Source organism: Kribbella koreensis (assembly GCF_039525325.1).
GTDB lineage: Bacteria > Actinomycetota > Actinomycetes > Propionibacteriales > Kribbellaceae > Kribbella > Kribbella koreensis.
The window spans coordinates 17175-43123 of record NZ_BAAAHK010000025.1 but is presented as its reverse complement, the minus strand read 5'-3'; the positions used below and the strand labels follow the sequence as shown (position 1 = coordinate 43123).

Below are 25949 nucleotides of genomic sequence, written 5' to 3'. Positions count from 1 at the left end.
CATCCGCCTCGTCGGCGCCGTCCTGGCCGAACAACACGATGAATGGGCCGACGGACGCCGCTACCTCGGCCTCGAAGTCCTCCACCGCAGCCGACTCACCCTCATCACCACCACCGAGGACAACACCACCACCGGCGCCATCAGCGCCTAACCACACAACGACGAAGGACCAACCGTCGTACACCACTCCATGGGACTTGACCCCCCCAAGACCCCGGGACCCCCAAGACCCCCGCGACCCCGCGACCCCCGTGCCCCCCGGACCCCCGCGACCCCGCGACCCGCGCAACCCCGGGACCCGCGCGAACCGGGGCCCGTGCGACGCCGGGAGCCGCGCGACCCCGGGGATCCATGCGGCCCCGGGAGCCGCGAATCGCGGTCCTTCGCCGTGGGTGCCGCGTAGCAACGCCGGGCTGGCGGCAGGGCGGGGTGCTTAGGCGTTGAGGAATTCCTTCAGCGTCAGCGCGCGGTCCACGATCCGTAGTTCGCCGATGTGGCCTGCGAAGGCTTGCTCGATGTTGTTCGCGTAGTGGTTCGCTCCCAGCAGCCATGCCTTGCCTGCGGTCGCCAGCCCGTTGGAGCGGGTGGACGGATTGCGCAGCAGCTCTGAGGAGTCGATGTACAGCGTGGTGTGCCGTCCGTCGTTGACCACCGCGAGGTGGAACCAGCGGCCGGCCGGCGTCTCGTGTCCCCAGTTCGTGAAGGTGTCGTTCTTGTCCAGCGGGTAGACCGCCCATTGCAGCTCCCGCCCACCCGAGAAGGCGAGGTTGACCACCGGCTCCGACGGGTCACTACCGGTCTTGCCAGCGTCAGTGCCGGTACCAAGCCGGCTCAGCAGCCCTTCCCACGAATGATCGGCGCCATCATCGGAGAGCTTCACGAACGCCTCGATGGTGTACCCGCCCTTGAACGTCATCCGGTTCAGCGGCGCGTTGTCGGCCGTCCGCAAATACCCACCTCGTCCCGGGTTCTTACCGCCACCGAACACCCAGCTCGCATGCCCCGGCTGATCCGGGTGGAACTCGGCGGACGTCTTCAAGCTGTCCGCAGGGCTGCCCGGCAACAACACCGGCGTCAGATCGTTGCCCCGCCCCGAGTGATCCACCACCCGCGACCCGACCGGCCCATCGAGCCGCCAGTACGCAACCGTCCCCGGGATCACCAGCTCAGCAGCCGGCCGCGCAGGCCGTACCGGCTCAGGAGCGAACCCGGCAAAGCGAGCAGCGAAGTCGATCGGCAGGCTGAAGCGGTTGACGTCGCTGGTCAGCTCGACCTCCTGCTCGGCCAGCAGCGACCGGCGACCCGGTTTCTGCGCGAGGATCCACGGGTTGATCGTCTCGACATCGATCGTGTTCCGGACCAGGTCGAAGTGGTAGAGGCGGATCATCGCGCCGCCGCCGTAGTACCGGTCCTGGTAGTTGGTGATGTGCAGGTGGACGTCGTGCCCGGCGGCGTTCTTGCGGACCGTCCGGCCGGGCGGCCAGTAGTGGCCGTTCAGGGTCAGGAAGATCTGATCATTGCCGTCGACCAGCTGCTCCCAGACCCGGTTGCCGTGGTCGGAGAGGTACGCGACGCCACCGTCGTCGTTGGCGTACACGAGCTCGTGCGTCGTCAGGATCACCGGCAGCGTCGGGTGCTCGGCGATCACCTTGCGGGCCCAGGCGAAGCCCGCATCGGAGGGCCGCCAGTCCATTGCCAGCAGCAACCATTGCCGGCCGCCCGCGCGGAAGACGTGGTACGAGTTGTAGCCGTCCGGCGTCGAGCCGCCGTAGGTGCTCATCCGCTTGAACCGCTGCGGCCCGAACACGTGCAGGTACGGCGAATCGCCGCGCTGGTCGTCCTTGCTGCCGTCGATGTCGTGGTTGCCCGCGAGCACGCTGTACGGCATCCGCGCCCGGTCCATCACCGCGAACACCGGGTCGGCCTGGGCGAACTCACGGGCCTGCGCGTTCTGCGTGACGTCGCCGAGATGCGCGGTGAAGACGATGTTGTCGACGCCGCGCTGGTCGATCAGGTACTCGAAGGTCGCGGTCAGCGGCGCCGAGTCGCCCCGGTCCTCGTCGAACATGTACTGCGTGTCCGGTACGACCGCCAGCGTGAACCGCGGATCCTCCACATCGGGCCGGCCCGACGAAACGCTGCTCGCCGACAGCCCGGCCGCCGATGCCGGTGCCCCGCTCACCGCACCTCCGACGACCGCCGCGCCCGCCCCCAGCGCTCCCGCCTGGAGGAGCCGCCGCCGACTCGTCCCGCCCTCTGTCTGTCCCGCAGCCTGCTCGCCCATCGGTGCCTCCGGCCTAGAAGCCGGGTGCCTCACGCCCCGGCGCATCGCCTGGCACTCTAGAACGCCTTTGTCCTAACCAACATGAACGCCAAAAGAACTACTCGAAACCCTGCGCGATCACCGCAGGCAGACCACCCGAACGCAGCCCGGCCAGAACGCGCGCCTCGTGCGGTACGACCGGATCCGGCAGCTTGTCGAGGGAGAACCACTCGAGGCCGGCCGCCTTGCCCGGCTCCATCAGCCGGGGCTCGCCGGTCCAGCGGGTGGCGGTGAAGAAGAAGTCGACCCGCTCGTCGATCGGCAGCCCGTTGCCGCCGGTCCGGTGCATCGCCGTGACCGGCACCAGGTCGGCCGGATCGATCTCCACCCCGACCTCCTCGCGGACTTCGCGGATCGCCGCCGCCAGTACGGACTCGCCCTGCTCGACATGCCCGGCCGCCATCGCCCAGAAGCCGTCCATGTACCCGGTGTTGGCCCTCAGCAACAACAACACCTCGTCGCCACGCCGCAGTGCCACATACGCCGCGGGAATCACCCGAAACCGATCCATGCGCCCCAACCCTAGGTCCCCGGACATGAGCGAGGGCCGCAAGGGGATCCCCTTGCGGCCCTCGACTGAGAAGCTCAGGCCTTGTCGGCGATGTCGTCGTTCTGGCCGTCCAGCCCGTCGAGGCCGTCCTTGGCCTTGTCGACGCCCTGGTCGATCTTGTCGCCGTACTTGCCGCCGGTCTTCTCGTCAACGAAGTCGCCGGCCTTGTCGAGACCCTCGCCGACCTTGTCGCCGTGCTGGTCGACCAGGTCGCCGGCCTTTTCCTTGAGGTCCTCGGCCTTGCCCTTGAACTTGTCGAAGATGCCCATCTCGGGGGCTCCCATTCCTAGCGTAGTGAACTACTTACAGACAGCTAGCGGTGATCTTCCCACCAACAGGGCCCCAGGTGTGGGAGGTGGGTCAGGCGAGATCGCGGGGTCCGGATTCGACGTCGCCGCCGGAGTCCGTGCCCTCCTCGTCGCCGTCACCGTCGAGGTCGCCGAACTCGACGTCGCCGCCGCTGAGCTCGACATCGCCGCCACTGGCCTTCAGCTCGACGTCGCCGCCGCTCTGCTTCAGCTCACTGACCTCGTCGATGCCTTCTTCGCCGGCCGCCGCGGCTTCTTCTTCGAACTGATTCGTCACGAATGTTCCTCCCGAGTCAAGGTGCTGCGATGTGTTTCGGCCCCCCGAATCGCCGATGCGGTCCGGACCGTAACTCCTTGCCACGTTCCTATCGAACTCAGGGGGTCACCACAACCCCGATGACGGTTCCTTGTCCCAGAGTTCACGCCGGTCACCGGGCCCGGCGACCGGCACTGTCACACTAAGAGGATGGTCGAGTCACTCGTCGTCGCCGTCGTCGGCCCCACGGCGGCCGGAAAATCCGACCTGTCGGTTGCCCTCTGCAAGCAGTTCCCGGACGAGCCGGGCACGGACGAGTCGGGCACCGGCGAGGTGGTGAACGCCGACGCCATGCAGGTCTACCGCGGGATGGACGTCGGGACGGCGAAGATCACGGTGGCCGAGCGGTCCGGCGTACCGCATCACCTGCTCGACATCCTCGATGTCACCCAGACCGCGACGGTGGCCGAGTTCCAGCAGCTGGCCCGGGCCGCGATCGACGACTGCCTGCGGCGTCAGGTGGTTCCGGTGCTGGCCGGTGGGTCCGCGCTTTACGTCAGGGCGATCCTCGACGACTTCGAGTTCCCCGGTACCGATCCTGTACTCCGCGAGCGCCTCGAGGCCGAGCTGGAGGAGCACGGCTCCGGCGCTCTGCACCAGCGACTGGCCGAGGTCGACCCGGCGGCCGCCGCGCAGATCCTGCCGAGCAACGGCCGCCGCATCGTCCGCGCCCTCGAGGTCATCGAGATCACCGGCGGCCCGTACGTCGCCACGCTGCCCGAGCACACGTATGTCTACCCGGGCGCCGTCCAGCTCGGACTCGACGTCCCGCGGCCGGTCCTGGACGAGCGGATCGATCGCCGGGTGGACCGGATGTTCGACAACGGTTTCGTCGACGAGGTGGAAGACCTGCTGGGCAAGGGCTTGCTGGACGGTCGTACCGCGAACCGCGCGCTCGGCTACTCGCAGGTGATCGCGTTGCTGCGCGGCGAACTGTCCGAGACCGAGGCCCGGCAACGGACCGCCCAGGCGACCCGGCGCTTCGCCCGCCGGCAGGACTCCTGGTTCCGCAAGGACCCCCGGATCACCTGGCTGCCTTGGGATGCGCCCGACCTAGTAGACCAAGCATTGCGAGTGATCCGAGGCAACCATCTGAGCCCCACCGGCGTAGTTGAGGTGGAAGAGGGCCTGGGGGCTGTCGATGCGAGGGGGTGACCGTGAGGCCGAGTTCCGCGAGTACGTCGTCGCGGACCGCAGCAGACTGATGAGAACGGCGATGTTGCTCACCGCGGGGGATGTGCACACCGCCGAGGATCTGGTCCAGACCGCCTGCACGCGGGTGTATGTGCACTGGCACCGGATCCGGCACGAAGGCGCCGGGCCGTATGCGCACCGCATCCTGGTCAACGCCTTCCTGGACGAGCGCCGCCGGGCCGGCCGCCACCCCGAGGTGGTGACCGCCGAGACGTTCGAGCCGAGGCTGTCGGAGCAGACGGATCCGGTGGACACCCTGGCCGTCCGCAAGGCGCTGCTGGACCTGGCGCCCAGGCAACGGGCGGTCCTGGTGCTCAGGTACTTCGAGGATCTCGACGTCTCCAGCTGCGCCCGGATCCTGGAATGCACCGAAGGCACCGTGAAGAGCCAGACCGCGAAAGCTTTGAAACGACTGAAGGACCTGATGGCCGACGACCCGGCCACGGATCCCGCGACGGGGAGTACCGACAAGTGGACGACGTGAAGAAGCTGCTCCAGGGGTTCGCCGACCATGCGGTCGACGGACTGCCGGCAGCTGACGTGGACGCGGACGTGGCGCGTGGCCGCCGTGCGCTGCGCCGGATCAGGGCGCGCCGCCGCGTCACGGGCGTACTGTGCATCGCCGCGGCGACGACCGCGGTGCTCGCCGTCGGGAACCAGGTCAAGTGGTGGGGCGCGGGCCAGTCGGAGGTCGCGGGGGGCCCTCAAGATGCTGCTTCCGCCGCGGGCGCCGAGGCAGGCAGCCCGATGGCGAAGTCGGCCGAGCCGAGCGCGGGGGCCGACGAGAGCACGATGTCGACCTTCGGCGCCGCCGTCACGCTGATCGCCAACCGGACAGCCTGGAACAACATCAGCTGCTCGCTGGCGCCGGAGGGCTGGGCGCTGAGAGCGCCGCTCGACGCCAACCACATCCAGCTCGCTCCGCCGACCATGCGGACCGCTGATCTCGGCGCCGACGGTGGACTCGACGTCCAGGCGATCGACGCGGCCCGGAGCCTGCAGGGCATCCGGGTGTCCGAGTCCGCGGGCAAGGTCTTCCACCTCGGTACCAGCGAAGGCCGCGAGTCCGGCCAGGTGCCGCTCGGCGACCGCTGGCTGCTGGTCCAGCTCCCGGCCGGCAACAAGGACTGGAACGACGATCTGCTCCGCCGCTTCATGGCCTCCTGCACGGTCAACTGACGATACGGACTCGCTAGCGCGCCGTGTCGGAAGTTCCGTTGCGCTACCGGCGCCCAGGCACGCACCTCACGGCAGCGGAGAGAAGGCCACGATGGAAAAACATCGAGGTCTTCCCTCCGCCACCGCGAGGCACGCACCTGACCACCGCTACCGCTAACGGAACTTCCGACACGGCGCGCTAGGAGTGGCGGACTGGCTCCGGAGCGGGTAGGCAAGGGCCTGTCCCTGTACGCCGAACCCGCGGAGGACCCGTGACCCCCACCCGCCTGGCCGCCACCCTGACAGCGGGAACGCTCGTCCTGGCCGGCCTGACCGCGAGCACCGCGGCCATTGCCCAGCGCACCGCCGAGCCGCCTCGCCAGCTTGCCGCGCAGACCGACGACCACACCGCGCAGCCCACCAAGAAGTACGCCACCGCGGTCGGCTTCGGCGGCGCCGTCGCCTCCGTGGACGCCGACGCGACCAACATCGGCGTCTCCGTCCTGCGCCGTGGCGGCAACGCCGTCGACGCGGCCGTCGCGACCGCCGCAGCGCTCGGCGTCACCGAGCCGTACTCCGCAGGCGTCGGTGGGGGTGGCTACTTCGTCTACTACAGCGCGAAGGACCGCAAGGTCTACACGATCGACGGCCGCGAGACCGCACCCGCGACGATGCCCGAGGACGCCTTCCTCAACCCGGCGACGCCCGGCAAGCCGTACACGTTCTTCCCCGACCTGGTGACGTCCGGCGTCTCGGTCGGCATCCCCGGCACGCTCGCGACCTGGGACGCCGCCTTGCACTCGTGGGGCTCGCTGTCGCTGGGCAAGGCGCTCAAGCCGGCCGCGGACCTGGCCGATCGCGGGTTCGTGATCGACCAGACCTTCCGCAACCAGACGCTCGACAACAAGGCCCGGTTCTCGGCGATCACGCCGACGGCCGCGCTCTACCTGCCGAACGGGGACGCGCCCGTCGTCGGGTCGGTGTTCAAGAACAAGGACCTCGCCAAGACGTACGAGCTGCTCGGCAAGAAGGGCCCGTCCGCCTTCTACACCGGGCCGTTGGCGCAGGAGATCGCGACGGTCGTGCAGACGCCGCCGAAGGCTCCGGGCGCGACGCTGCCGGTGATGCCCGGCCACCTCACCACGGCCGACCTGGCGAAGTACAAGGTGATCAAGCAGGCGCCGACGAAGGTCTCCTACGACGGTCTGGACGTCTACGGGATGGCGCCGTCTTCGTCCGGTGGGACGACGGTCGGCGAGGCGCTCAACATCCTTGCCCCGTTGAAGCTGTCGACCCAGTCGACTCCGCAGGCGTTGCACTCCTACCTCGAGGCGTCGGCGCTCGCGTTCGCCGATCGCGGCAAGTACGTCGGCGACCCGGCGTTCGTCGACGTACCGCAGAAGGAGCTGCTGTCCAAGGGATTCGGCGCCGAGCGGTCCTGCCTGATCGACCCGGCCAAGGCGGCGGTCAAGCCGCTGCAGCCCGGTTCGCCGGACGGCTCGTACTCCGGTTGCCCGGCCGGTATCGCGCACGAGGACAAGGCCGACACCGAAGGCCTGTCGACGACGCACCTCGTTGCCGCCGACAAGTGGGGCAACATCGTCTCGTACACGCTGACGATCGAGCAGACCGGCGGCTCCGGCATCCTCGTCCCCGGCCGTGGTTTCCTGCTGAACAACGAGCTGACCGACTTCACCGCGATCCCCGACCCGGCCGACCCGAACCGGATCCAGCCGAACAAGCGGCCGCGGTCCTCGATGTCGCCGACGATCGTGCTGAAGAACGGCAAGCCGTTCCTCGCGCTCGGTTCGCCGGGTGGCTCGACCATCATCACCACCGTGCTGCAGACGCTGACCAACCGGCTGGACCGGGGGATGACCCTGCCCGACGCGATCGCCGCGCCGCGGGCGTCCCAGCGCAACACGGCCAACGTCACGGCCGAGCCGCCGTTCATCGACGCCTATGGGACGGCGCTCAAGCCGTACGGCCACACGCTGGTACCGGCGGGTGACGCCCTCACGTCGGCTGCCGAGATCGGTGCGGTCGCCGCGCTCGAAGTACTGCCCCACGGCGGTTATCTCGCCGCGGCCGAACCGAAGCGTCGCGGTGGCGGCGCGGCCGGCACGGTCGACCAGCTCTGGCCGAACTAACCCTTCTTCAACCTCTTAGGAGCAGTAGGCAACGGCGGCGGCTCGACAGCCGGCGGTGCTCCGGCATCACCGGCGTCGAGCCAGCCGTCGTACTGCGTGACCAACGGCTCGACCACAGCCAAATCAGCACCACCCGGCACGAGGACCATCCACGGATGGTCCTCGTCGTCGTCTTCCCCCTGAAACCGGTCCCGCCGCACGACAGCGTCGAGCTGACCAGCCACCTGCTCCGCGTCCTCCCGCTCCCAGAAGTACGCGACCACCTGCTCACCCATGCGCAAACCGTACGACGAATCCGTGCAACCGATCGACGACCCGACCTGTAGTTCAGGGTGGAGATCGCACCGAGCAATGGAGGGCCGATGGCTGGGCCGCAGGACAAGGAGTATCTGGAGTACGTCGCCGCGCATCGCGGGCGAATGCTCAGGACCGCGAGGCTGCTCACCCTGGGCGACACGCACTGGGCCGAGGACCTGGTCCAGGTCGCGTTGACCAAGCTGTACGTGCACTGGAGCAAGGTCCGGCACGAGGAGGGCGCCGCGTCGTACGCGGACCGGATCCTGGTGAACGCCTTCATCGACGAGCGGCGCCGGTTGTGGCGCCACCGCGAGACGGCGACGGCGGAGATGCTCGACGCCGCGCCCACCCCCGGGCCGGACCAGGCCGACCGGCTGACCGTCCTGGACGCCCTGGCCCAGTTGCCCAAACGCCAGCGGGTGGCGGTGGTCCTGCGGTACTTCCGCGACCTCGACACCGCCACCGTGGCCGAACTGATGGGCTGCAGCCAGGGCACCGTGAAGAGTCAGACGGCCCGCGGCCTGGAGAAGCTGCGCGATCTCATCGACAACCCCCTGGAAACCTTGGAGCGCGTGCCATGACCGATCTGAAGACCTTGCTCGACCAAGCCGCCGGACCCGACCCGATCCTCACCGACGACGACCTGCTGGGCGACCTTCGCCGGGGCAAGCGCTCGGCTCGCCGCCGGCAGTTGGCGGGGGTGGGCGGGGGCGCCACCGTGCTCGCCGTGATGGCCGTGGGGGCCTGGGCGGTGCTCCCCGGAGCTCACGACACCGGCCTTGGCTCCGGGCCGGCGGGACAGCCCGCCCCACCCGCCAACGCTGTCCTGCCGTCGTCGGTGCCTACGACAGCCAAGTCCGGGCCGCCGGACCGCACGCACCCGCCGGTCCAGGCCCCGGCACCGGCCACGCCCGTCAAACTCGTCCCCGACGGTGTCGTCCGGCCGGGCACCGACCTCGTCTGCGGCCTGAAGCCCGAGGGCTGGGAGCCGGTCGTCTACAAGTCCTCGAAGATCGCGTCCTCGAGCCTGGTCTTCCAGAACCCGGAGCTGGACCCCACCAAATACGACGAGTCCAGCACCCGGCTCACGGTCCGGCACGCCAAGATCTGGAACGAGAACGGGCAGATGCTCGTCGAGAAGTACGGCCAGACCTGGGAGAGTCTCCCGCACGTGATGGCGGGCTCGCGGCAGGCCGTCGCGACCTTGTCCGACCTGCCGAAGGCGATCACCTCGCGGGACGTGCACATGCGGATGGGTCCCACCCAGCTGCTCCAGACCACAGGACCCCGGGCCCTCGGCTGGGACCTGCCGACCCTGCTCCGGTTCACGGCCTCCTGCAGCTTCGCGAAGTAGCGGCCGTAGGCTTGACCGCGTGAGTACTTTCCCCTGGCTCAAAGGGCACGGCACGGAGAACGACTTCGTGCTGTTGCCCGATCCCGACGGCTCCGTGCACGGTGAGCTGGACGCGAGTGTCGTCCGGTTCCTGTGCGACCGGCATGCGGGGCTTGGCGCCGACGGCGTGCTGCGGGTGATCGAGGGGTCGAAGCAGGCGTACGTCGAGGACGGCGGCGACTGGTTCATGGACTACCGCAACGCCGACGGCTCGATCGCGGAGATGTGCGGCAACGGCGTCCGGGTCTTCGTCCGGTACCTGGCCGAGGCCGGTCTGGTGGGCGACAAGCCCGTCCGGGTGGGGACTCGCGCCGGGGTGAAGGAGGTCGTGCTCAACGACGACGGCACCATCACCGTCGACATGGGCGCACCGGCCCTCCCCGGACCGGCCGGCATCGTCGTGGAGGCGAACGGCCACCAATGGCCCGCCCTCCACGTCGACATGGGCAACCCGCACGCCGTGGCCTTCGTCGACTCGCTCGATGAGCCGGGCAACCTCTGCGACCAGCCCAGCTGGTCCCCGGCAAACGCGTTCCCGCACGGCGTCAACATCGAGTTCGTAGTCCGCAAAGGCCCGAACGAGGTCGCCATGCGGGTCCACGAACGAGGCTCGGGGGAGACCCGCTCCTGCGGAACGGGCACCTGTGCCGTGGCAGTCGCCGCCACCCGGGCGGCCCACCAGGCCCCACCGGTCATGTACAGCGTCGTAGTACCGGGTGGTTCTGTGACCGTGAACTGGCGCGAAGACAACCACCTGGAGCTCACCGGCCCGGCCGTGATCCACGCCCGCGGCGACTTCGACCGCTCCTGGCTGCCCGCCTGAACGGGAATTCGGCGCGCCGCTGGGTCGTTGGAAGTGAAATCGGGTCGCCTGTGTGGGTGAGCCGTGCCACGATGGAAGGTATATGACGACCCAATCGAACGCATACGACGAGACCACCGACGCCGACCTCGACCTGCTCCAGGACGACGTGCTCGACGACGAGGACAGCGACTCGTCGTCGGGTTACCAACGAGACCATGACTACTCCGCCGAGGAGAACACCGAAGGCCTAGAGCTGGAGGAACGCCAGGCACTGCGGCGCGTGGTGGGGATGTCGACCGAGCTGACGGACATCAGCGAGGTCGAGTACCGCAAGCTGCTGCTGGAGCGCGTGCTGCTGGTCGGCGTGTGGACCGACGGCAGCGCCGAGGACGCCGAGAACTCGCTCGCCGAGCTGAAGCTGCTCGCCGAGACGGCCGGTTCCGAGGTGCTCGACGGCGTGATCCAGCGGCGCAAGAAGCCCGACCCGGCCACCTACATCGGTAGCGGCAAGGTGGCAGACCTGCGCAACCTGGTTGCCGCGCTCGGCGCAGACACGGTGATCGCGGACGGCGAGCTGGCGCCCGCCCAGCTGCGCAACCTGGAAGACAAGCTGAAGGTCAAGGTGGTCGACCGGACCGCGCTGATCCTCGACATCTTCGCCCAGCACGCGAAGAGCAAGGAAGGCAAGGCCCAGGTCGAGCTGGCCCAGCTGCAGTACATGAAGCAGCGGCTGCGTGGTTGGGGTGGAAACCTGTCCCGCCAGGCCGGTGGCCGGGTGGGTGCGGCTGGTGGCGGTATCGGTGGTCGTGGTCCTGGTGAAACCAAGATCGAGACCGACCGGCGCCGGATCAACACCAAGATCGCCAAGCTGCGGCGTGAGCTGAAGGACCTGAAGAGCACCCGTTCGACGATGCGCCAGGAGCGTCGCCGGCACTCGATCCCGTCGGTCGCGATCGCCGGGTACACGAACGCGGGCAAGTCGTCGCTGCTGAACAGCATGACGAACGCCGGCGTACTGGTCGAGAACGCGCTGTTCGCGACCCTGGACCCGACGACCCGTCGTACGACGACGTCCGACGGCCGGGTCTACACCTTCACCGACACCGTCGGGTTCGTCCGGCACCTGCCGCACGACATCGTCGAGGCGTTCCGCTCGACGCTGGAGGAGGTCGCCGACGCGGACCTGCTGCTGCACGTGGTGGACGGCTCGCACCCGGACCCGATCGCCCAGATCAACGCGGTCCGTGAGGTGCTGGCCGAGATCGGTGCCGGCGACGTGCAGGAGATCATCGTCATCAACAAGGGCGACGTGGCCGACCCGATGGCGCTCGCGCCGATCCTGCACCGGGAGACCGGCGCGATCGTCGTGTCCGCGCACACCGGCGAGGGCATCGACAAGCTCCGCACCCTGGTCGAGGCGGCCCTGCCGAGCCCGGACGTGGCCGTCGACCTGCTGCTCCCGTACGACCGCGGCGACCTGGTCTCGCGGATCCACTCCGAGGGTGCGGTCGACCAGCTCGAGCACACCGGCGACGGCACCCGGGTGACGGCCCGGGTCCACGCCGACCTGGCCGGCGACCTCGCGAAGTACGCGTTCGTCGTCTGACCTGCAGCCCACTCGGTACTACGAAGACCAGCGGCCCCCGGGAGAGATCCCGGGGGCCGCTGGCTTGTGGTGCTCTGATCAGGTGATCAGTTCCGGGAGGAGATGCGAACCTTGAGCGAGGTGTTGTCGCGCGAGGTGACCCGGATGTTGACGCCGTTGTTCGGCACCTTGACGCTGTTCTGCGGCTGCGTGGCGTCCCAGTAGGACAGGCTGTCGTTGAACAGCGGCTGAGCTGCCTGGCCGCGGATGTAGCTGGCCTGGCCGTTCAGGTGCAGCGTGAACGAGTCGGCCTTCGTCAGTCCGAACGGCGCGTCGTAGCCGCTGACCCGCGGACGCCAGATGCCACCGTCGAGACGGTTGATCGGGGTCGGGTGCGAGTCGATCGGGAGGATTTCGCCCGAACCGGGGTGGACGTTGACGTTGTTGTCGCCCATCGAGGTGTCCCAGTAGGAGATCAGCAGACCCTCCTGCATCGGGAAGTGCTCCACCTTGTCCGGCAGGCTGTTGGCCCAACCGAAGTTGTACGGGCCGGTCTTCAGGTTCTCGTCGTAGGAGACGTAGTTGCGGTGCGACGCGATGTAGTAGTTGTCGTACGGCGTGGTCAGCGTCGCGCCGACCGAGCTGAAGCCGTTCAGCGTCCAGCCCTCCGGCGTCGCCTCCGCACCCGAGCTCAGCACGGTGGTGGCGCCGTTGGTCACCTTGATGTCGTCGACGTGGATGCCGAAGCCACCGGTGTTCGGGTCGGTGGTGTAGCGGAACTGCAGGCCGACCGTCTTGCCCGCGTAGGCGGACAGGTCGAACGTGGCCGGCTTCCAGCCGTTGCTGTCACCGTCGATGCCGTTGCCTTCACCCGGGTGGGTGATGTTGCCGGCGATCGGCTTGTAGCCGGTCCCGTCGTTGACCTCGACGTAGGCGTAGTCACAGGCGGTGTCCGGGCCACAGTCCTCGATGGACCAGTTGGCCTGGAACGTCAGCGACGTGGTGCCGGCCGGGATCGCGACCTGACGGTTCATCGTGTGGGTGAAGTTGTCACCGCGACCGCTCCACCACGACTTCGCGCCGACAGCCGGCGGCTGCAGCGGCGACGTCACCAGCTTCTTCGGCAGCGTGACCACGACCGCCTGCGGGTTGGTCGAGTTGTACTCGTGCGGGCCGAGCTCGAGCTTGCGCTCCTGGCCGGCCGCGACGATCTCGTAGTCCAGCCAGCCCAGCTGCAGCTTCTCCCAGGCGCCGAAGTCGGCCGCCTGCTCGCCGATGCCGCCGTCGGTGGGCTTGCTGACCCGGCTCTGCGCCATGATCGACCACCAGTTGACGCCGTTCTCGACCGCGGCACCGGAGGTGTCGTAGAGGTCCGGCAGACCGAGGTCGTGGCCGAACTCGTGCGCGAAGACGCTGATCCCGCCGTTCTCCGGCTGGATCGTGTAGTCGCCGACCCACAGGCCGGTGTCACCGATCTGCGCGCCGCCGGCCGGGTTGTTGGCCGGGCCGCCCGCGACACCGACGTACCAGCGGTGCGACCAGATGGCGTCCTCACCCTGCTGCGGGTCGCCATCGGCCTGGTCGCCACCGGAGTGGACGATCTGGAAGTGGTCGATGTAACCGTCGGGCTCGTTGAAGTTGCCGTCACCGTCGTAGTCGTAACGGTCCCACTGGTCGAACGTCGCCAGGTCGGCCTTGATCTCGGCCGTGGTGCGGCCGGCGGCCTTCTGGTCGGCGACCCACTGGTTCACCGCGTCGGCGACCAGCGCCCAGGTGTTGTTGCAGACGTTGCCGACGCACGGGAAGCCGTTGGACCGGCCGTAGCGGGCCTCGTTGTACTTGACCTTGACCCAGTTGGTGACCTCGCCGTCGACGCTGTACCGGCCGGACGACTGCTTCTCGTAGTACTTCTTGACGGAGTTGCCGTCGCCGAAGTACAGCTGCTGGTAGTGCGCCTGGTCATAGTTGGCCTGCCAGACGGTGGAGTTGTCCACCGACCGGTCGGGGGCCGGGATCGCGTTGTGCAGCGGTCCCTCGAAGGTGGCCGGACCGGGGATGGCCGGCGCCTGGTCCTTGTCCGGGTAGTTCGGGTGCCGCTCGTTGCCGAACTCGGCGAGGACGACGAAGATCTTGTCGGTCTTCTCGCGGCTCAGCTCGACGTACTCGTCGACCTTGGCCTTGGCCGCCGAGGCGGTCTTGCCGGCGGTCAGGCTGCCCTTGACGCCCTTGTCCTTCTTGCCGAGCTTGACGACCGTGCTGGCGCCGCGCTTCTCGGCCTTGGCGGTCCCGTTCAGGACCTTCGTGAGGGCTTCCTCACGCAGTTCCCGGCGCTTGTCCTCGGCCGGGTTCGGCAGCTCGTCCGAGGTGGCTTGGGGCTCGCTCACCGCCGGTGCGGCGGCAGGCCCGGCCGGCAGCTGGGCGGCGTTGCCGGCTGAGGCCATACTCAAGCCGAACGTCGTCGCCAGAGCCAGGCTGAACAGCCCGGCAGATACTTTGCGCACGATTCCCTCCCTGTACAGAAAAAGCACGCCGCGCTTGTGACGCAACGTGTTCATGGCTCCCCCGAGCGTGTACTTCTGCGCGACAGTACGGGGAAAATCGGCGTTGCTGAAGTGGTTTCGCAGAATTTTCCACGCAACAGCGGGGAATCATGCACGCACGCAATGAGTAAGACCACTCAACACACTGGAGTAGGGCAACGCAGCGTCGCGGCCGGCCTGATTGGCACACTGTGCGCTATGGATGTGTCCCTGGGCGGCCTGCGTGCCGACGCCACCCGCTCGGACGGCGAGGTGGTCGACCTGATGCTGCCGCTGTGGCGGGCGCTGGTGGTCTTCCGGGTGATCACCTGGGGATTCGCCTGTTTCGGCGTCTGGAGCCGCTGGGACGGAATTGCCCGGCCGTCCGGCGCGGTGATTCAACTGGCCGTGATGGGCCTTTGGACGGTGATTGCGTCAATTGGTTACAGTCGGCATTGGGGCCGTCGCAATACGCGACTGGCATTCGCCGATCTGATCGTCTCGGTCGGCTGTATGTACCTGACCCTGCTGGCCCAGCCGCTGATCGACATCCGCGGCGGCGCGTCGGTCCTCACCTCGGTCTGGGTGGCCGGTCCGGTGCTCGCGCTGGCCATCTCCCGCGGTCGCGACGGTGGGCTGCTCGGCGCCGCGACGGTCAGCCTGGCGCTGCTCTCGCTGCGCGGGGTCGACAACGCGTCCAGGGTCCTCAGCAACGTCCAGCTGCTGCTCGTCGCCGGCCTGGTCGTCGGGTACGCCGCCAGCACGATGCGCCGGGCCACCACCAGACTGCGCGACGCGATCGCCACCGAGAGCGCGACCGCCGAGCGGCTCCGGCTCAGCCGGTCGATCCACGACGGCGTACTCCAGGTGCTCGCCCAGGTGCAGCGCCGGGGCAATGCGATCGGTGGCGAGGCGGTCGAGCTGGCTGCTCTCGCCGCGGAGCAGGAGGTCGCGCTACGGACTCTGATGGCGACCCGGGCCGCCACCGGTGATCGCGGCCGGATCGATCTGTGCATGCTGCTGTTGCCGCTGGCGACGCCGCGGGTGGACGTCGTCGTACCGGCTGGTCAGGTGCTGGTGGCGACCGCGCGGGCGACCGAGCTGGTGGCCGTCGTCAAGGAGGCGTTGAGCAACGTCAGCAAACACGCCGGCCCGGGGGCTTCGGCATGGGTGGTGGTCGAAGACCTGGGTACCGAGGTGTTGTTGTCGATCCGCGACGATGGGGTCGGGACGACGCCGGACCGGCTCGATGCCCGCGGGCACCTCGGGGTGAGTCAGTCGATCCGCGGCCGGATCGCCGATCTGGGCGGCAAGGTCACGGTCCGGACGGCCCCGGGCGAAGGCACCGAGTGGGAGATGAAGGTGAGCAAGACATGACGCGGGTGATGATCGTCGACGATCACCCCATGTGGCGTGAAGGCGTCGCGCGGGATCTGGGCAGTCGTGGGTACGACGTGTGCGCGACGGCTTCGGACGTGACGGGGGCGGTCAAGATCGCCCTGGCGACGAGGCCCGACGTCGTGGTGATGGATCTGCAGCTGGGCGACGGCTCTGGCGTCGATTCGACCCGGGAGATCACTGCGGCGCTCCCGGACACCAGGGTGCTCGTCCTGTCGGCCAGCGCGGAGCAGGCCGACGTACTGGCCGCTGTGAAGAACGGTGCCTCGGGGTATCTGGTCAAGTCGGCGTCGCTGGACGAGTTCGACGACGCGGTACGGCGTACTGCCGACGGCGATGCTGTCTTCAGTGCGGGACTGGCTGGGTTGCTGCTGGGGGAGTACCGGCGGCTCGGTGCCGGGCCGGAGGTGCCGCAGCTGACCGACCGAGAGACAGAGGTACTGCGGCTGGTGGCGCGCGGGCTGACCGCCCGGCAGATCGCTACTCGCCTGGTGTTGTCGCACCGGACGGTCGAGAACCACGTACAGAACACCTTGCGGAAGCTGCAGCTCCACAACCGCGCGGAGCTCGTCCGCTACGCGATAGAGAATGGGATCGACCAGGCCGAGTAGTACGCCGTACCGGTTGGGGCGGAACCGGTACGGCGTACTCGGCAGGGGTCTAGAGACCGTTGCTGTAGAGCAGACGGTTCACGGTGCCACCGGTCGTGCCGCCGGAGACGACGTTCGGGGTGGCGTTGGTCTCGATGTAGGACTTGACCGTGGCCGGAGTGGCCGACGGGCTGGTCTGCAGGTAGAGCGCGGCGACGCCGGCGACGTGCGGCGTGGCCATCGAGGTGCCGTTGTACGAGCCGGTGGTGTTACCGGGCAGGGTGGAGACGATGTCCGAGCCGGGCGCGTAGACGTCCACGCAGGAGCCGGTGCTGGAGTACGACGCGCGGGCATCCGTGCGGGTCGACGCCGCGGTGACCAGTGCGGTCTCGATCTTGCGGGGGAGCAGGTTGCAGGAGTTGGCGCCGGTGTTGCCGGCCGAGGTGGCCAGGAAGACGCCGGACCGGATCATGTTGCGCAGCGAGGTCTCCAGCGTCGTGTTGGCCGGGAAGTTCCACGACGTGTTGGCCACGGCCGGCTTCACGGCGTGGGCGGTGACCCAGTCGACGGCGGCGATGGCGCCGGACGCCGTACCGCTGCCGGAGCAGTTCAGCCACTTCACGCCGTGCAGGCGGACCGCCTTGGCGACGCCGTACGAGGTGGAGCCGATCGTGCCGGCGACGTGCGTGCCGTGGCCGAGGCAGTCGGTGTTGTTGGTGTCGATCGCGTTGAAGTCGAAGGTCGCGCGGCCGCCGAAGTTCGGGTGGCTCGCGTCGATCCCGGAGTCGATGATGTAGGCGTTCACGCCGCTGCCGGTGCGGGTGTAGGTGAACGAGTTCGACAGCGGCAGGTTGCGCTGGTCGATCCGGTCGATCCCCCACGACGGCGGGTTGGTCTGGGTGGTGTCGATCGCCTGGTAGGAAACGTCCTGCGAGATGGCGACGACGTCCGGGCTCTTCTGCAGAGCGGCCAGCTGGGCAGCGGTCAGCTTGGCGCTGAAGCCGTTCACCGCGGTGCTGAACTGGCGCTGCGGGGTGAAGCCGAGCTTCATCTTGCCGAGCGTGCTGCCCTGCTTGAGTTCGACGATGTAGGTGTCCTTGACCGGGGTCACCCCGGGGTCGGCGGACGCCGGCTGGATCAGGATGATCCGGCCGCTGGGGTCGGGCGCGGGAGCGGCGCTGGCGCTGCTCAGAGCGGTGGTCACGGCGATGACCGGCACGATGGCGGCGGCCAGGGTCAGACGGATGCTTCGACGCACGGGTTCCTCCTTGGGAACTCACATCACCCACCGGGGCGGAGGGGTGATCACACTCGGTCCACGAGGGACTACGGAGTGAGTGCGAGTGAAGTTAGGGCTTCCTCACCTGACGCGTCAATGAATTCACCAGCGCACTACTGCCACGGCACTGCGGTGTCAGCCCTTGTGTGCGTTCGTACACTGTGCCTTCCACACCCCAGTGGTTAGCTCTGTGTCACGACACCTGCACTCAGAGGTGCCAACACTCTGCGGAGGCTCCAAAGTGAAGTCGTCCCTGGTGCGCGCTTTGTTCGCGTTCCTCGTTCTCGCGGCGTCGACGTACGTCGTGCTGACGGCCAAGCCCGAACTGGGCCTCGACCTGCGCGGCGGAACGCAGATCGTGCTGGAGGCGAGCGACTCGCCGACGGTGAAGGCGAACAAGGAGACCACCGACAAGTCGCTCGAGGTGCTGCGGCGCCGGATCGACGCGCTCGGCGTCAGCGAGCCGAGCGTGAGCCGGCAGGGCGAGAAGCGGATCATCGTCGAGTTGCCCGGCGTGCAGGACCCGCGCGAGGCGGCCAAGGTGATCGGCAAGACCGCCCAGCTGACCTTCCACGAGGTGCTCGACATCGTCGAGACCAAGCCGGCCAAGCCCGCCGCGGGGGAGGTGTACCTGCCCAGCGACAACGGTCCCGGGTTCCTCCGGCTGGCCAAGCCCGCGATGACCGGCGAGAAGATCAGTGGCGCGGACGGCCTGCTCGATCCGCAGCAGGTGGCGCAGGGCTGGTTCGTCCAGATGAACTTCAAGGACGACGGCGGCAAGATCTGGGCGAACATCACCGGCAAGGCGGCCTGCGAGCCGGTCAACACCCCGAAGCGCCAGGTCGCGATCGTCCTCGACAACGAGGTGATCAGCGCGCCGCAGGTCGACCCGAGCGGCGGCAGCCAGCTCTGCAACATCGGCATCGGCGGTGGTACCAGCACGATCACCGGCAGCTTCACCGAGGAAGAGGCCAAGGACCTGGCCGCGCTGATCGAGGGCGGCTCGCTGCCGGTCCCGGTCAAGGTGATCGACCAGCGCGTCGTCGGCCCGTCGCTCGGCAAGGACGCGATCCAGGCCAGCGCCCTGGCCGGCCTGATCGGGGTCGCGCTGACCGCTTTGTTCATCACCGTCGTCTACCGGCTGGTCGGCCTGATGGCCGTCTTCGGCCTGATCGCGTACGCCGGCCTCTCGTACTCCGCGCTGACGCTGATGGGCGCGACTCTGACCCTGCCCGGCCTCGCGGGCTTCGTGCTCGCGATCGGCATGGCGGTCGACGCCAACGTGCTCGTCTTCGAGCGAGCGCGCGAGGACTACATCGGAGGCCGGACCGATGGCCTGAGGAGATCTCTGCGCAGCGGCTTCGACAACGCGCTGTCCGCGATCGCCGATTCCAACGTCACCACCCTGCTCGCGGCCGGACTGCTGTTCTTCCTGGCCGCCGGCCCGGTCCGCGGCTTCGGCGTCACGTTGAGCATCGGTGTGATCGCGTCCATGCTGTCCGCGCTCGTCATCACCCGGGTGCTGGCCGAGTTCGTCGTCTCCCGCAAGTTCATCCTGGACCGGCCGGCCGTCAGCGGCATCGCCGGACACGGCCGGGTGCGGACCTGGCTGGAGGAGAAGAAGCCGCCGCTGATGAAGCACAGCAGGCGCTGGCTGGTGATCACCGCGATCGCGATCATCGTCAGCGTGGCCGGCGTCGGCATCCGCGGGCTGAACCTCGGGATCGAGTTCACCGGCGGCCGGTTGCTCGAGGTCAGCACGGCCCAGCAGATCAGCCCGGACCAGGCCCGGGTCGCGGTGGCCGAGGCGGGTTACCCGAACGCGATCATCCAGTCCTCGGGGACGGACGACATCACCGTTCGTACGGGCACGATCAGCGATGACGAGGCCGAGAAGATCCGCGGCGCGATCTCCGAGATCGGCGGCGGCACGACCCTGATCCGCAACGAGAGCATCGGCCCGTCGCTGGGCAGCGAACTGCGCGACAAGGCGCTGATCGCGCTCGGGGTCGCGTTGCTGGCCCAGCTCGCGTACCTCGCCATCCGCTTCCGCTGGACGTACGGCGCGGGCGCGGTGCTGGCGTTGCTGCAGAACGTGGCGGTCGTCGTCGGCGTCTTCGCCTGGACCGGCAAACCGGTCGACGGGATCTTCCTGGCGGCGATGCTGACGATCATCGGCTACACCGTCAACGACTCGGTCGTCGTCTTCGACCGGATCCGGGAGACGCGCAACGCGCGCTCGACCGAGAATCTCGGCCCGGTGGTCGACACCGCGATCATCAACGTGCTGCCGCGAACGATCAACACCGGGATCAGCACGCTGTTCATCCTCACCGCGTTGCTCTTCCTCGGTGGCGACTCGCTCGGCGACTTCGCGCTCGCGCTGCTGCTCGGCATCCTGGTCGGCACGTACTCCTCCAACCTGACCGCGGCACCGCTGCTGGTCGAGCTGGAGAAGCGCTACCCGGCGCCGCCGCCGCGCCCGAAGGTCAAGCAACGCGACCGCGACGCCGAACCGGACCGCGGCGCCGTCGTCTGACAGTTGTCCACAGCCGCCCTGGTCGCACTTCGGAGATTGTCCGGGCGTGCGGCTAGGGTGATGCGGTGGGTGTAGATGTGCGGGAACTACTGGAGGCTGCGGTCTCCGCGATCGGCGGGCAGACGCGCCCGGGCCAGGTCGAGATGGCCGAAGCGGTGAACGGATCGATGCACGACGGATCGCATCTGCTCGTCCAGGCCGGGACCGGGACGGGCAAGTCGCTCGGCTATCTGGTGCCGGCCCTGATCCACGCGGTGGAGGACCGGCGGGTGGTCGTCTCGACGGCGACGCTGACGCTGCAGTCGCAGCTGGTCGACCGGGACGTGCCGGCTTTGCTCGACGCCACCGAGAAGCTGCTCCCGCGCAGGCCGTCGTACGCGATCCAGAAGGGCCGCAACAACTACGCCTGCCTGCACCGGATCCGCGAAGGCGCCCCCGACGACGACGGCATGCTGATCGATCTGCCGCCCGCGGGACCGGTCGGCCAGCAGGTGCTCGAGCTGCGCGACTGGGCCGAGCAGCAGCTGATCGACGGCGAGGCCGGCGACCGCGACCACGCGCCCTCGCATCAGTACCAGGCCTGGCAGCAGGTCGCGATCGCCGCCCGCGAGTGCCTCGGCGCGCAGAAGTGCCCGTACGGCGAGGAGTGCTTCGCCGAGAAGGCCAAGGAGCAGGCGCGCAAGGCCGACATCGTGATCACCAACCATGCACTGCTCTCGATCGACGCGTTCGAGAACCGCACGGTGCTGCCCGAGCACGACGTGGTGATCGTCGACGAGGCACACGAGCTGCCGGCCCGGGTCACCGGCGCGGCCGGGGACGAGCTCTCGCCACAGATGGTCGAGCGGGCCGCCAAGCGCGCCCGCCGGTTCATCGACGACGACAAGGCCGACGACCTGATCGACGCCTCCGATGCTCTGCGGGCGGCGCTCGACGAGACCCGCGAGGGCCGGATCGAGGCGGCCAACGGCGTAGTACTGGAGGCGGCCGCGCTGGTCCGCGATGCCGCCCGGTCGGTGTACTCCGATCTGAACAAGAAGTCCGACGACAAGGACGACGACCCCGACGGCGCGAAGCGGCAGTCCAAGGGCGCGGTCAAGGAGATCTTCGACGTCGCCGAGCGGGTCGCGGCGTTGAGCGACATGGACGTCGTCTGGATGGTCGATCGGGAACGATTCGGCCGCCAGCTGCAGATCGCCCCGCTCACCGTGGCGGGTCTGTTGCGTGAGCTGGTGCTGAAGGACCGGACCGTCGTGCTGACGTCGGCGACGCTCACCCTCGGCGGCGACTTCGACGCGATCGCCCGGCAGGTGGGGCTGCGGCCTTCGGACAAGCTCGCCGACGATGACGAGATGCCGTCGGTGGACACGGACTCGGAGACGGGGCCGCTGCCGTGGCGCGGGCTCGACGTCGGCTCGCCTTTCGAGTACGAGAAACAAGGCATTCTGTACGTCGCCAAGCACTTGCCGCCGCCGCATCGCGACGGGCTGGGCAAGAAGCAGTTCGAGGAGATCATCGACCTGATCACCGCCGCGGGCGGACGGACGCTCGGGCTGTTCTCCTCCCGTCGCGCGGCCGAGGCGGCGACGGCCGCGGTGCGCGAGGCGACCGATCTGAAGGTGCTCTGCCAGGGCGACGCGCAGCTGGGGGAGTTGTCGCGGGAGTTCGTGGACGACCCGGAGACGTCGCTGTTCGGCACCCTGTCGCTGTGGCAGGGGATCGATGTGCCGGGATCGACCTGCAACCTGGTGATCATCGACCGGGTGCCCTTCCCGCGACCCGACGAGCCGCTGATGGCGGCGCGGCAACGCGCTGTCGACGAGGCGGGTGGCAACGGCTTCATGGCAGTCGCGGCGACGCATGCCGCCTTGTTGCTCGCGCAGGGGACGGGTCGACTGATCCGGCGTACCTCCGATCGAGGAGTGGTCGCGATTCTCGATCCGCGCATCGTTACCGCTCGATACGGTGGCTATCTGCGCGCCTCCTTGCCCCCGATGTGGCCGACCGCCGATCGTGAGAAGGTGCTCGGCGCCTTGAAGAGACTCCAGGACTGAGGCCGTATGGCCGGGACGGTTCCCCCTGTGCTGCCGATGATGGCGGCGCTGGGGACGATGCCGTCCGGGGCGGGCTGGTCGTACGAGATGAAGTGGGACGGCATCCGGGTGATCGCCGAGGTCGACGAGACCGGCTGCCGGTTGTGGTCGCGCAACAGCCGCGACGTGTCGGCGGGGTACCCGGAACTGCTCGGGCTGGCGCAGGCGCCGGGGTTGGAGCTGCCCGCGGTACTGGACGGTGAGATCGTCACCCTCGACGAGTCGGGGGCGCCGTCGTTCGGGTTGCTGCAGCGGCGGATGCATGTGCGCGATCCGCGTCAGCTGGCTCAGCTGATCAATCAGGTGCCGGTGTCGGTCCGGGTCTTCGACGTGCTGCGCTATGCGGGCGAGTCGTTGCTGGAGGCAACGTATGACGAGCGGCGCGGGCTGCTCGACTCGCTCGACCTCGGCGACCCGTTCTGGGAGATCCCGCCGGCGTACGACGATCCGGAGCAGGCGCTGGACCTGTCGGCCTCGCAAGGGCTCGAGGGGGTCGTGGCCAAGCGGCGCAAGTCGCGGTACCTGCCCGGCAAACGCAGCTCCGACTGGATCAAGATCAAGCCCGTGCACACCCGCGACGTCATTCTCTGCGGTTGGCATCCCGGCGAAGGCAACCGCGAGGGCAAGATCGGCTCCCTGTACTGCGGCGCCTACGACGCGCCGGGTGGGGAGCTCGTGCTGATCGGCAAGGTCGGCTCCGGCCTCGACTTCGCGATGCTGGAGGTGCTGGGTGCCGAACTCGCCGCCCTCGAGATCGACACCCCGCCTTTTGACACCTCCACCATCCCGGCCGGCGACCGGCGGGCCGCGCACTGGCTCGACCCGCTCCTGGTCGCCGAGGTCACCTACTCCGGCTGGGCCGCCGACGGCCGCCTCCGCCACCCGGTCTGGCGAGGCCTCCGCCTCGACATCGACCCGGACTCCGTCGTTCGTTAGCGTCCGACGTCCGAGCGGTTGGCGGCTGTGAGTATGTCGTAGCCCTCGCCGTAGGTGATTGAGCCTGCTTCCACCAGTTGGCTTGCCTTGCTGCCGACTGCGGTGACATACGCCTTGTGGGTCGGCCAGTCGGCCTCGGCATCGGGTAGGTCGTCGACGAGTGTGCAGCCGTAGCGCAGGTTGCGGTTGACGACTCCGCTGTCGACGTTGCCGGTCCACACGGTCGGCCTCAGATCCGAATGGGGACAGGGATCCGCCGGCGGCGTGTAGGACGCCAGGTTGGTCTGGTTCGTGTAGCCGTCCGGTCGGAGCAGCATGTAGTAGATGCCGGTCGGCGCCTGGGTCAGCCGGTACAGGCCACGATCGCGGATGACTGTCGCGGTGCCGCTCAGGCTGTCGATCATGAAGAGTCGGCTTCCCGTTACGGCGTACAGGTAGCCGTCCCGCCAGGACATCGCGCCATCCGCGGATCCGGTGCTGCCGTTGAAGACGGGGATCCGGCGGATGACCACACCTGTCGTCGGATCTGCGACGAAGACCGTGCCATCGGCCAGACCCCAGATGTTGCCGTCAGGCCCGATGCTCAGCTCGGTGATGCTGGCCGCGCCCGCGACCGGTACGACGTCCACGCTCACCGCACCGCTCGTCGGGTCGACCTTGACCAGGTGCGCCTCGGTGGTTCGCGGGTCCGTGCCTTGCCCGCTGTCGATGCTTGAGCCGGCCCAGACGGTTGAGCCGAGCGGCAGTACCGAAGCGATCGTCTCGTCGTGGACGACGTTGCGGAACACGGACAGGTGGCCGGTCGAGATGGTGTAGACGGACAGCGCGCCGCCGTACTCGCCGTACCCGGGAGTGGTGCCGAGGTAGACGCGATCGCCTTGCGGAACGACTGCTACGGGACGGTTCTGCAGATCACTGTCGACCAGCTGGAAGAGGACGCGTGGATTGGTCGGGCTCTCCGGGGCGTTCGGATTCCAGACCGACAATTGGCCGTAGGGATAGACACCGACGTACAGATTCTTGGTCGAATGCCAGTTCCACCCCTCGACCTGTCCCTGCCGTGCGGTCAGCGTCGCCCGCCCGGTCTTCGGGTCGTAGCTGGTCGTGGAGCCGTTGAGGAACGCGTTGACCAGGATCTTGCCGGTGACCGGGTCCGCGATCGTGTGCATCAGCGGCGCGCCGACGTACTGGAACGGCGACGTCCACTGATCCAGTACTCCGGTCTGCGGGTCGTACCGCCAGGTCCCGCCGGAGTAGTTGCCGCCCAAGCCGTAGAGCATCGGCTTGCCGTTGTCGGTGAACCAGCCGTAGCCGATCGCGGCACCGCGAGCCAGCCGGACACCGGACGGGACAGGCCCGACCGTGTTGGTCGCCGTGTCGTAGCGGATGAGCGCCATGTTGTTGGTGAAGTAGACGCCACCCGGGCCGACGTTGGAGACGCCGCGAGCGCTGAGCGGGTAGTCGGTGACTTGGCTGCCGGTCGCGGCGTCGGTGAAGGTGATCCGCTGCTGGGTCGCCGCGTCGATGACGATCAAGCGATTGCTGGCGTTGCCGAAGACCTTGCCGTCCACGTAGTCGAGGTCCTGGAAGTCCTTCGCCACCAGGTCCGGGGGAGTGACGTCCTGCTTGGCGCCGGTGGTGAGGTCGATGCGGATCAGCTTGGCGACCGGGGTCATCAGGCCGGCGTACAGGGCGTTGTGGTCCGGGTCGTAGACGGCGGCCCGGACGTACTGCTGCACCGGGTCGAGCGAGCCGTAGTCGGTGAACCGGTTGGTCGCCGGGTCGTACTTGAAGGCGTGGGCGTTCGGGAACGTCCCGGCGTAGACCGCGCCGTCGCGACCCGAGGTGAGGCCGTAGATGAACGTCTCGCCGCGGATCGGCTGGCCGAGATCGGTGACGGTGTGCGTGTCGGGGCGGTACCGGTAGAGGTGCGCGTTGGTGTAGCTGCCGACGTACACGCTGCCGTCGGTCGCGACGGTGATCGCCCACGCGCCGGCCGCGCCAGGTAGCGAGATGGCCCGGAGCAGTTCGCGGCTGTGGATGTCGACGACGTTGAGGGCCGCGTTCTCACCGGCCGGTACGGCGTACACGACGTCGCGGCCGTCGGGTTCATGGCCGAACGCGCCCTCCATCACGGTCAGCGAGCTGAGCGGGGCGCCGAGGTCCTTGACGGGATCGGCCGGCGCCGCCCGCGCGGTGAGGGGGATGGCGGCGGCGGTGCTGAGGATGGTCAGTGTTGCGAACAGTTCGAGGGCGCGCTGAAGCGGGCGGCGGCGCGGAATCATGGCGGTTCTCCCTGCGACGGTTCCATCGACCATAAAGCGGTCTTGACCGGAACGTCTACAGGCTGCGGACACCTATTTCGGACATGACCGTAAGGCTGCCCGTAGGGTCAGTTCGTGGAGCTCTCACCGCATTTATGGTTTGCAGTGCGACGGGGAATGACTCACTGTCGCAGACAAAAGAACGGCATCGATTCCAGACGTGGTCCGGAATCGATGCCAGCTACCGCCGGT

The 25949-nt window shown here is 68.5% G+C and carries 21 protein-coding genes and 1 pseudogene; 14 read left to right on the top strand and 8 right to left on the bottom strand.

Going from position 1 to position 25949, the window contains the following annotated elements:
* Positions 1–151 (top strand): annotated as a pseudogene (locus ABD116_RS40855) (IS256 family transposase); the annotation flags it as partial.
* A gap of 282 nt (positions 152–433) precedes the next feature.
* Here ABD116_RS40855 and ABD116_RS40850 read toward each other — a convergent pair.
* The 4 genes from ABD116_RS40850 to ABD116_RS40835 form a co-directional block, all read right to left on the bottom strand.
* Positions 434–2284 carry a LamG-like jellyroll fold domain-containing protein gene (locus tag ABD116_RS40850; RefSeq protein ID WP_343983950.1) on the bottom strand — a complete coding sequence of 617 codons (1851 nt, stop codon included), beginning with the start codon at positions 2282–2284 and terminating at the stop codon, positions 434–436.
* A 97-nt stretch (positions 2285–2381) separates the two neighbouring features.
* A complete protein-coding gene (locus tag ABD116_RS40845; protein WP_343983948.1) occupies positions 2382–2834 on the bottom strand; it encodes an NUDIX hydrolase in 453 nt (150 codons plus the stop codon).
* 74 nt (positions 2835–2908) lie between these two features.
* A complete protein-coding gene (locus ABD116_RS40840; RefSeq protein WP_343983946.1) occupies positions 2909–3157 on the bottom strand; it encodes an antitoxin in 249 nt (82 codons plus the stop codon).
* Positions 3158–3233: 76 nt separating this feature from the next.
* Positions 3234–3458 carry a hypothetical protein gene (locus tag ABD116_RS40835; protein WP_343983944.1) on the bottom strand — a complete coding sequence of 75 codons (225 nt, stop codon included), beginning with the start codon at positions 3456–3458 and terminating at the stop codon, positions 3234–3236.
* 189 nt (positions 3459–3647) lie between these two features.
* Between ABD116_RS40835 and miaA the strand changes: the two genes are divergently transcribed.
* From miaA to ggt, 4 genes are all read left to right on the top strand, one after another.
* Positions 3648–4652 carry a tRNA (adenosine(37)-N6)-dimethylallyltransferase MiaA gene (gene miaA / locus ABD116_RS40830; RefSeq protein WP_343983942.1) on the top strand — a complete coding sequence of 335 codons (1005 nt, stop codon included), beginning with the start codon at positions 3648–3650 and terminating at the stop codon, positions 4650–4652.
* Positions 4639–5175: a SigE family RNA polymerase sigma factor gene (locus ABD116_RS40825; RefSeq protein WP_343983940.1), complete on the top strand. Its 537-nt coding sequence runs from the start codon at positions 4639–4641 to the stop codon at positions 5173–5175. Before miaA ends, ABD116_RS40825 begins: the two co-directional genes overlap by 14 nt.
* Entirely contained in the window at positions 5163–5870 is a 708-nt protein-coding gene (locus ABD116_RS40820; protein WP_343983938.1) for a hypothetical protein, read from the top strand. Before ABD116_RS40825 ends, ABD116_RS40820 begins: the two co-directional genes overlap by 13 nt.
* A 251-nt stretch (positions 5871–6121) precedes the next feature.
* Positions 6122–7999, top strand: coding sequence for a gamma-glutamyltransferase (gene ggt / locus ABD116_RS40815; protein WP_343983936.1), 1878 nt, complete (start codon positions 6122–6124; stop codon positions 7997–7999).
* Here ggt and ABD116_RS40810 read toward each other — a convergent pair.
* Positions 7996–8274 carry a hypothetical protein gene (locus tag ABD116_RS40810; RefSeq protein ID WP_343983934.1) on the bottom strand — a complete coding sequence of 93 codons (279 nt, stop codon included), beginning with the start codon at positions 8272–8274 and terminating at the stop codon, positions 7996–7998. The two genes, ggt and ABD116_RS40810, sit on opposite strands and share 4 nt — an antisense overlap.
* Positions 8275–8361: 87 nt before the next feature.
* On the opposite strand from ABD116_RS40810, the gene ABD116_RS40805 reads away from it, so the two are divergent.
* The 4 genes from ABD116_RS40805 (at position 8362) to hflX (ending at position 12100) form a co-directional block, all read left to right on the top strand.
* Positions 8362–8877, top strand: coding sequence for a SigE family RNA polymerase sigma factor (locus ABD116_RS40805; RefSeq protein ID WP_343983932.1), 516 nt, complete (start codon positions 8362–8364; stop codon positions 8875–8877).
* On the top strand, positions 8874–9650 hold the full coding sequence (locus ABD116_RS40800; protein WP_343983930.1) for a hypothetical protein: 777 nt from the start codon (positions 8874–8876) through the stop codon (positions 9648–9650). Before ABD116_RS40805 ends, ABD116_RS40800 begins: the two co-directional genes overlap by 4 nt.
* Before the next feature lie 19 nt (positions 9651–9669).
* Positions 9670–10512 carry a diaminopimelate epimerase gene (dapF, locus tag ABD116_RS40795; protein ID WP_343983928.1) on the top strand — a complete coding sequence of 281 codons (843 nt, stop codon included), beginning with the start codon at positions 9670–9672 and terminating at the stop codon, positions 10510–10512.
* A gap of 82 nt (positions 10513–10594) precedes the next feature.
* Complete coding sequence (gene hflX, locus ABD116_RS40790; protein ID WP_343983926.1) at positions 10595–12100, top strand: GTPase HflX; 1506 nt, start codon at positions 10595–10597, stop codon at positions 12098–12100.
* An 86-nt stretch (positions 12101–12186) separates the two neighbouring features.
* Here the strand turns inward: hflX and ABD116_RS40785 are convergent, their stop codons facing one another.
* Positions 12187–14580 (bottom strand): immune inhibitor A domain-containing protein, encoded by a 2394-nt coding sequence (locus tag ABD116_RS40785; protein WP_343983924.1) that lies wholly within the window; start codon positions 14578–14580, stop codon positions 12187–12189.
* A gap of 237 nt (positions 14581–14817) precedes the next feature.
* Here ABD116_RS40785 and macS point away from each other — a divergent pair, with 237 nt between their 5' ends.
* Complete coding sequence (gene macS, locus ABD116_RS40780; protein WP_343983922.1) at positions 14818–15975, top strand: MacS family sensor histidine kinase; 1158 nt, start codon at positions 14818–14820, stop codon at positions 15973–15975.
* A complete protein-coding gene (locus ABD116_RS40775) occupies positions 15972–16607 on the top strand; it encodes a response regulator (protein ID WP_343983920.1) in 636 nt (211 codons plus the stop codon). Before macS ends, ABD116_RS40775 begins: the two co-directional genes overlap by 4 nt.
* 49 nt (positions 16608–16656) lie before the next feature.
* On the opposite strand, the gene ABD116_RS40770 is transcribed toward ABD116_RS40775, so the two are convergent.
* Positions 16657–17844 (bottom strand): S8 family peptidase, encoded by a 1188-nt coding sequence (locus tag ABD116_RS40770; RefSeq protein ID WP_343983918.1) that lies wholly within the window; start codon positions 17842–17844, stop codon positions 16657–16659.
* Positions 17845–18106: 262 nt separating this feature from the next.
* Between ABD116_RS40770 and secD the strand changes: the two genes are divergently transcribed.
* The 3 genes from secD (at position 18107) to ligD (ending at position 23433) form a co-directional block, all read left to right on the top strand.
* Positions 18107–20404 carry a protein translocase subunit SecD gene (gene secD, locus ABD116_RS40765; protein ID WP_343983916.1) on the top strand — a complete coding sequence of 766 codons (2298 nt, stop codon included), beginning with the start codon at positions 18107–18109 and terminating at the stop codon, positions 20402–20404.
* Positions 20405–20481: 77 nt separating this feature from the next.
* Positions 20482–22458 (top strand): ATP-dependent DNA helicase, encoded by a 1977-nt coding sequence (locus ABD116_RS40760; RefSeq protein WP_343983956.1) that lies wholly within the window; start codon positions 20482–20484, stop codon positions 22456–22458.
* Between the two features lie 36 nt (positions 22459–22494).
* Positions 22495–23433 carry a non-homologous end-joining DNA ligase gene (ligD, locus tag ABD116_RS40755; protein ID WP_343983954.1) on the top strand — a complete coding sequence of 313 codons (939 nt, stop codon included), beginning with the start codon at positions 22495–22497 and terminating at the stop codon, positions 23431–23433.
* On the opposite strand, the gene ABD116_RS40750 is transcribed toward ligD, so the two are convergent.
* Positions 23430–25718 carry a hypothetical protein gene (locus ABD116_RS40750; protein ID WP_343983914.1) on the bottom strand — a complete coding sequence of 763 codons (2289 nt, stop codon included), beginning with the start codon at positions 25716–25718 and terminating at the stop codon, positions 23430–23432. The two genes, ligD and ABD116_RS40750, sit on opposite strands and share 4 nt — an antisense overlap.
* Positions 25719–25949 lie beyond the last annotated feature (231 nt).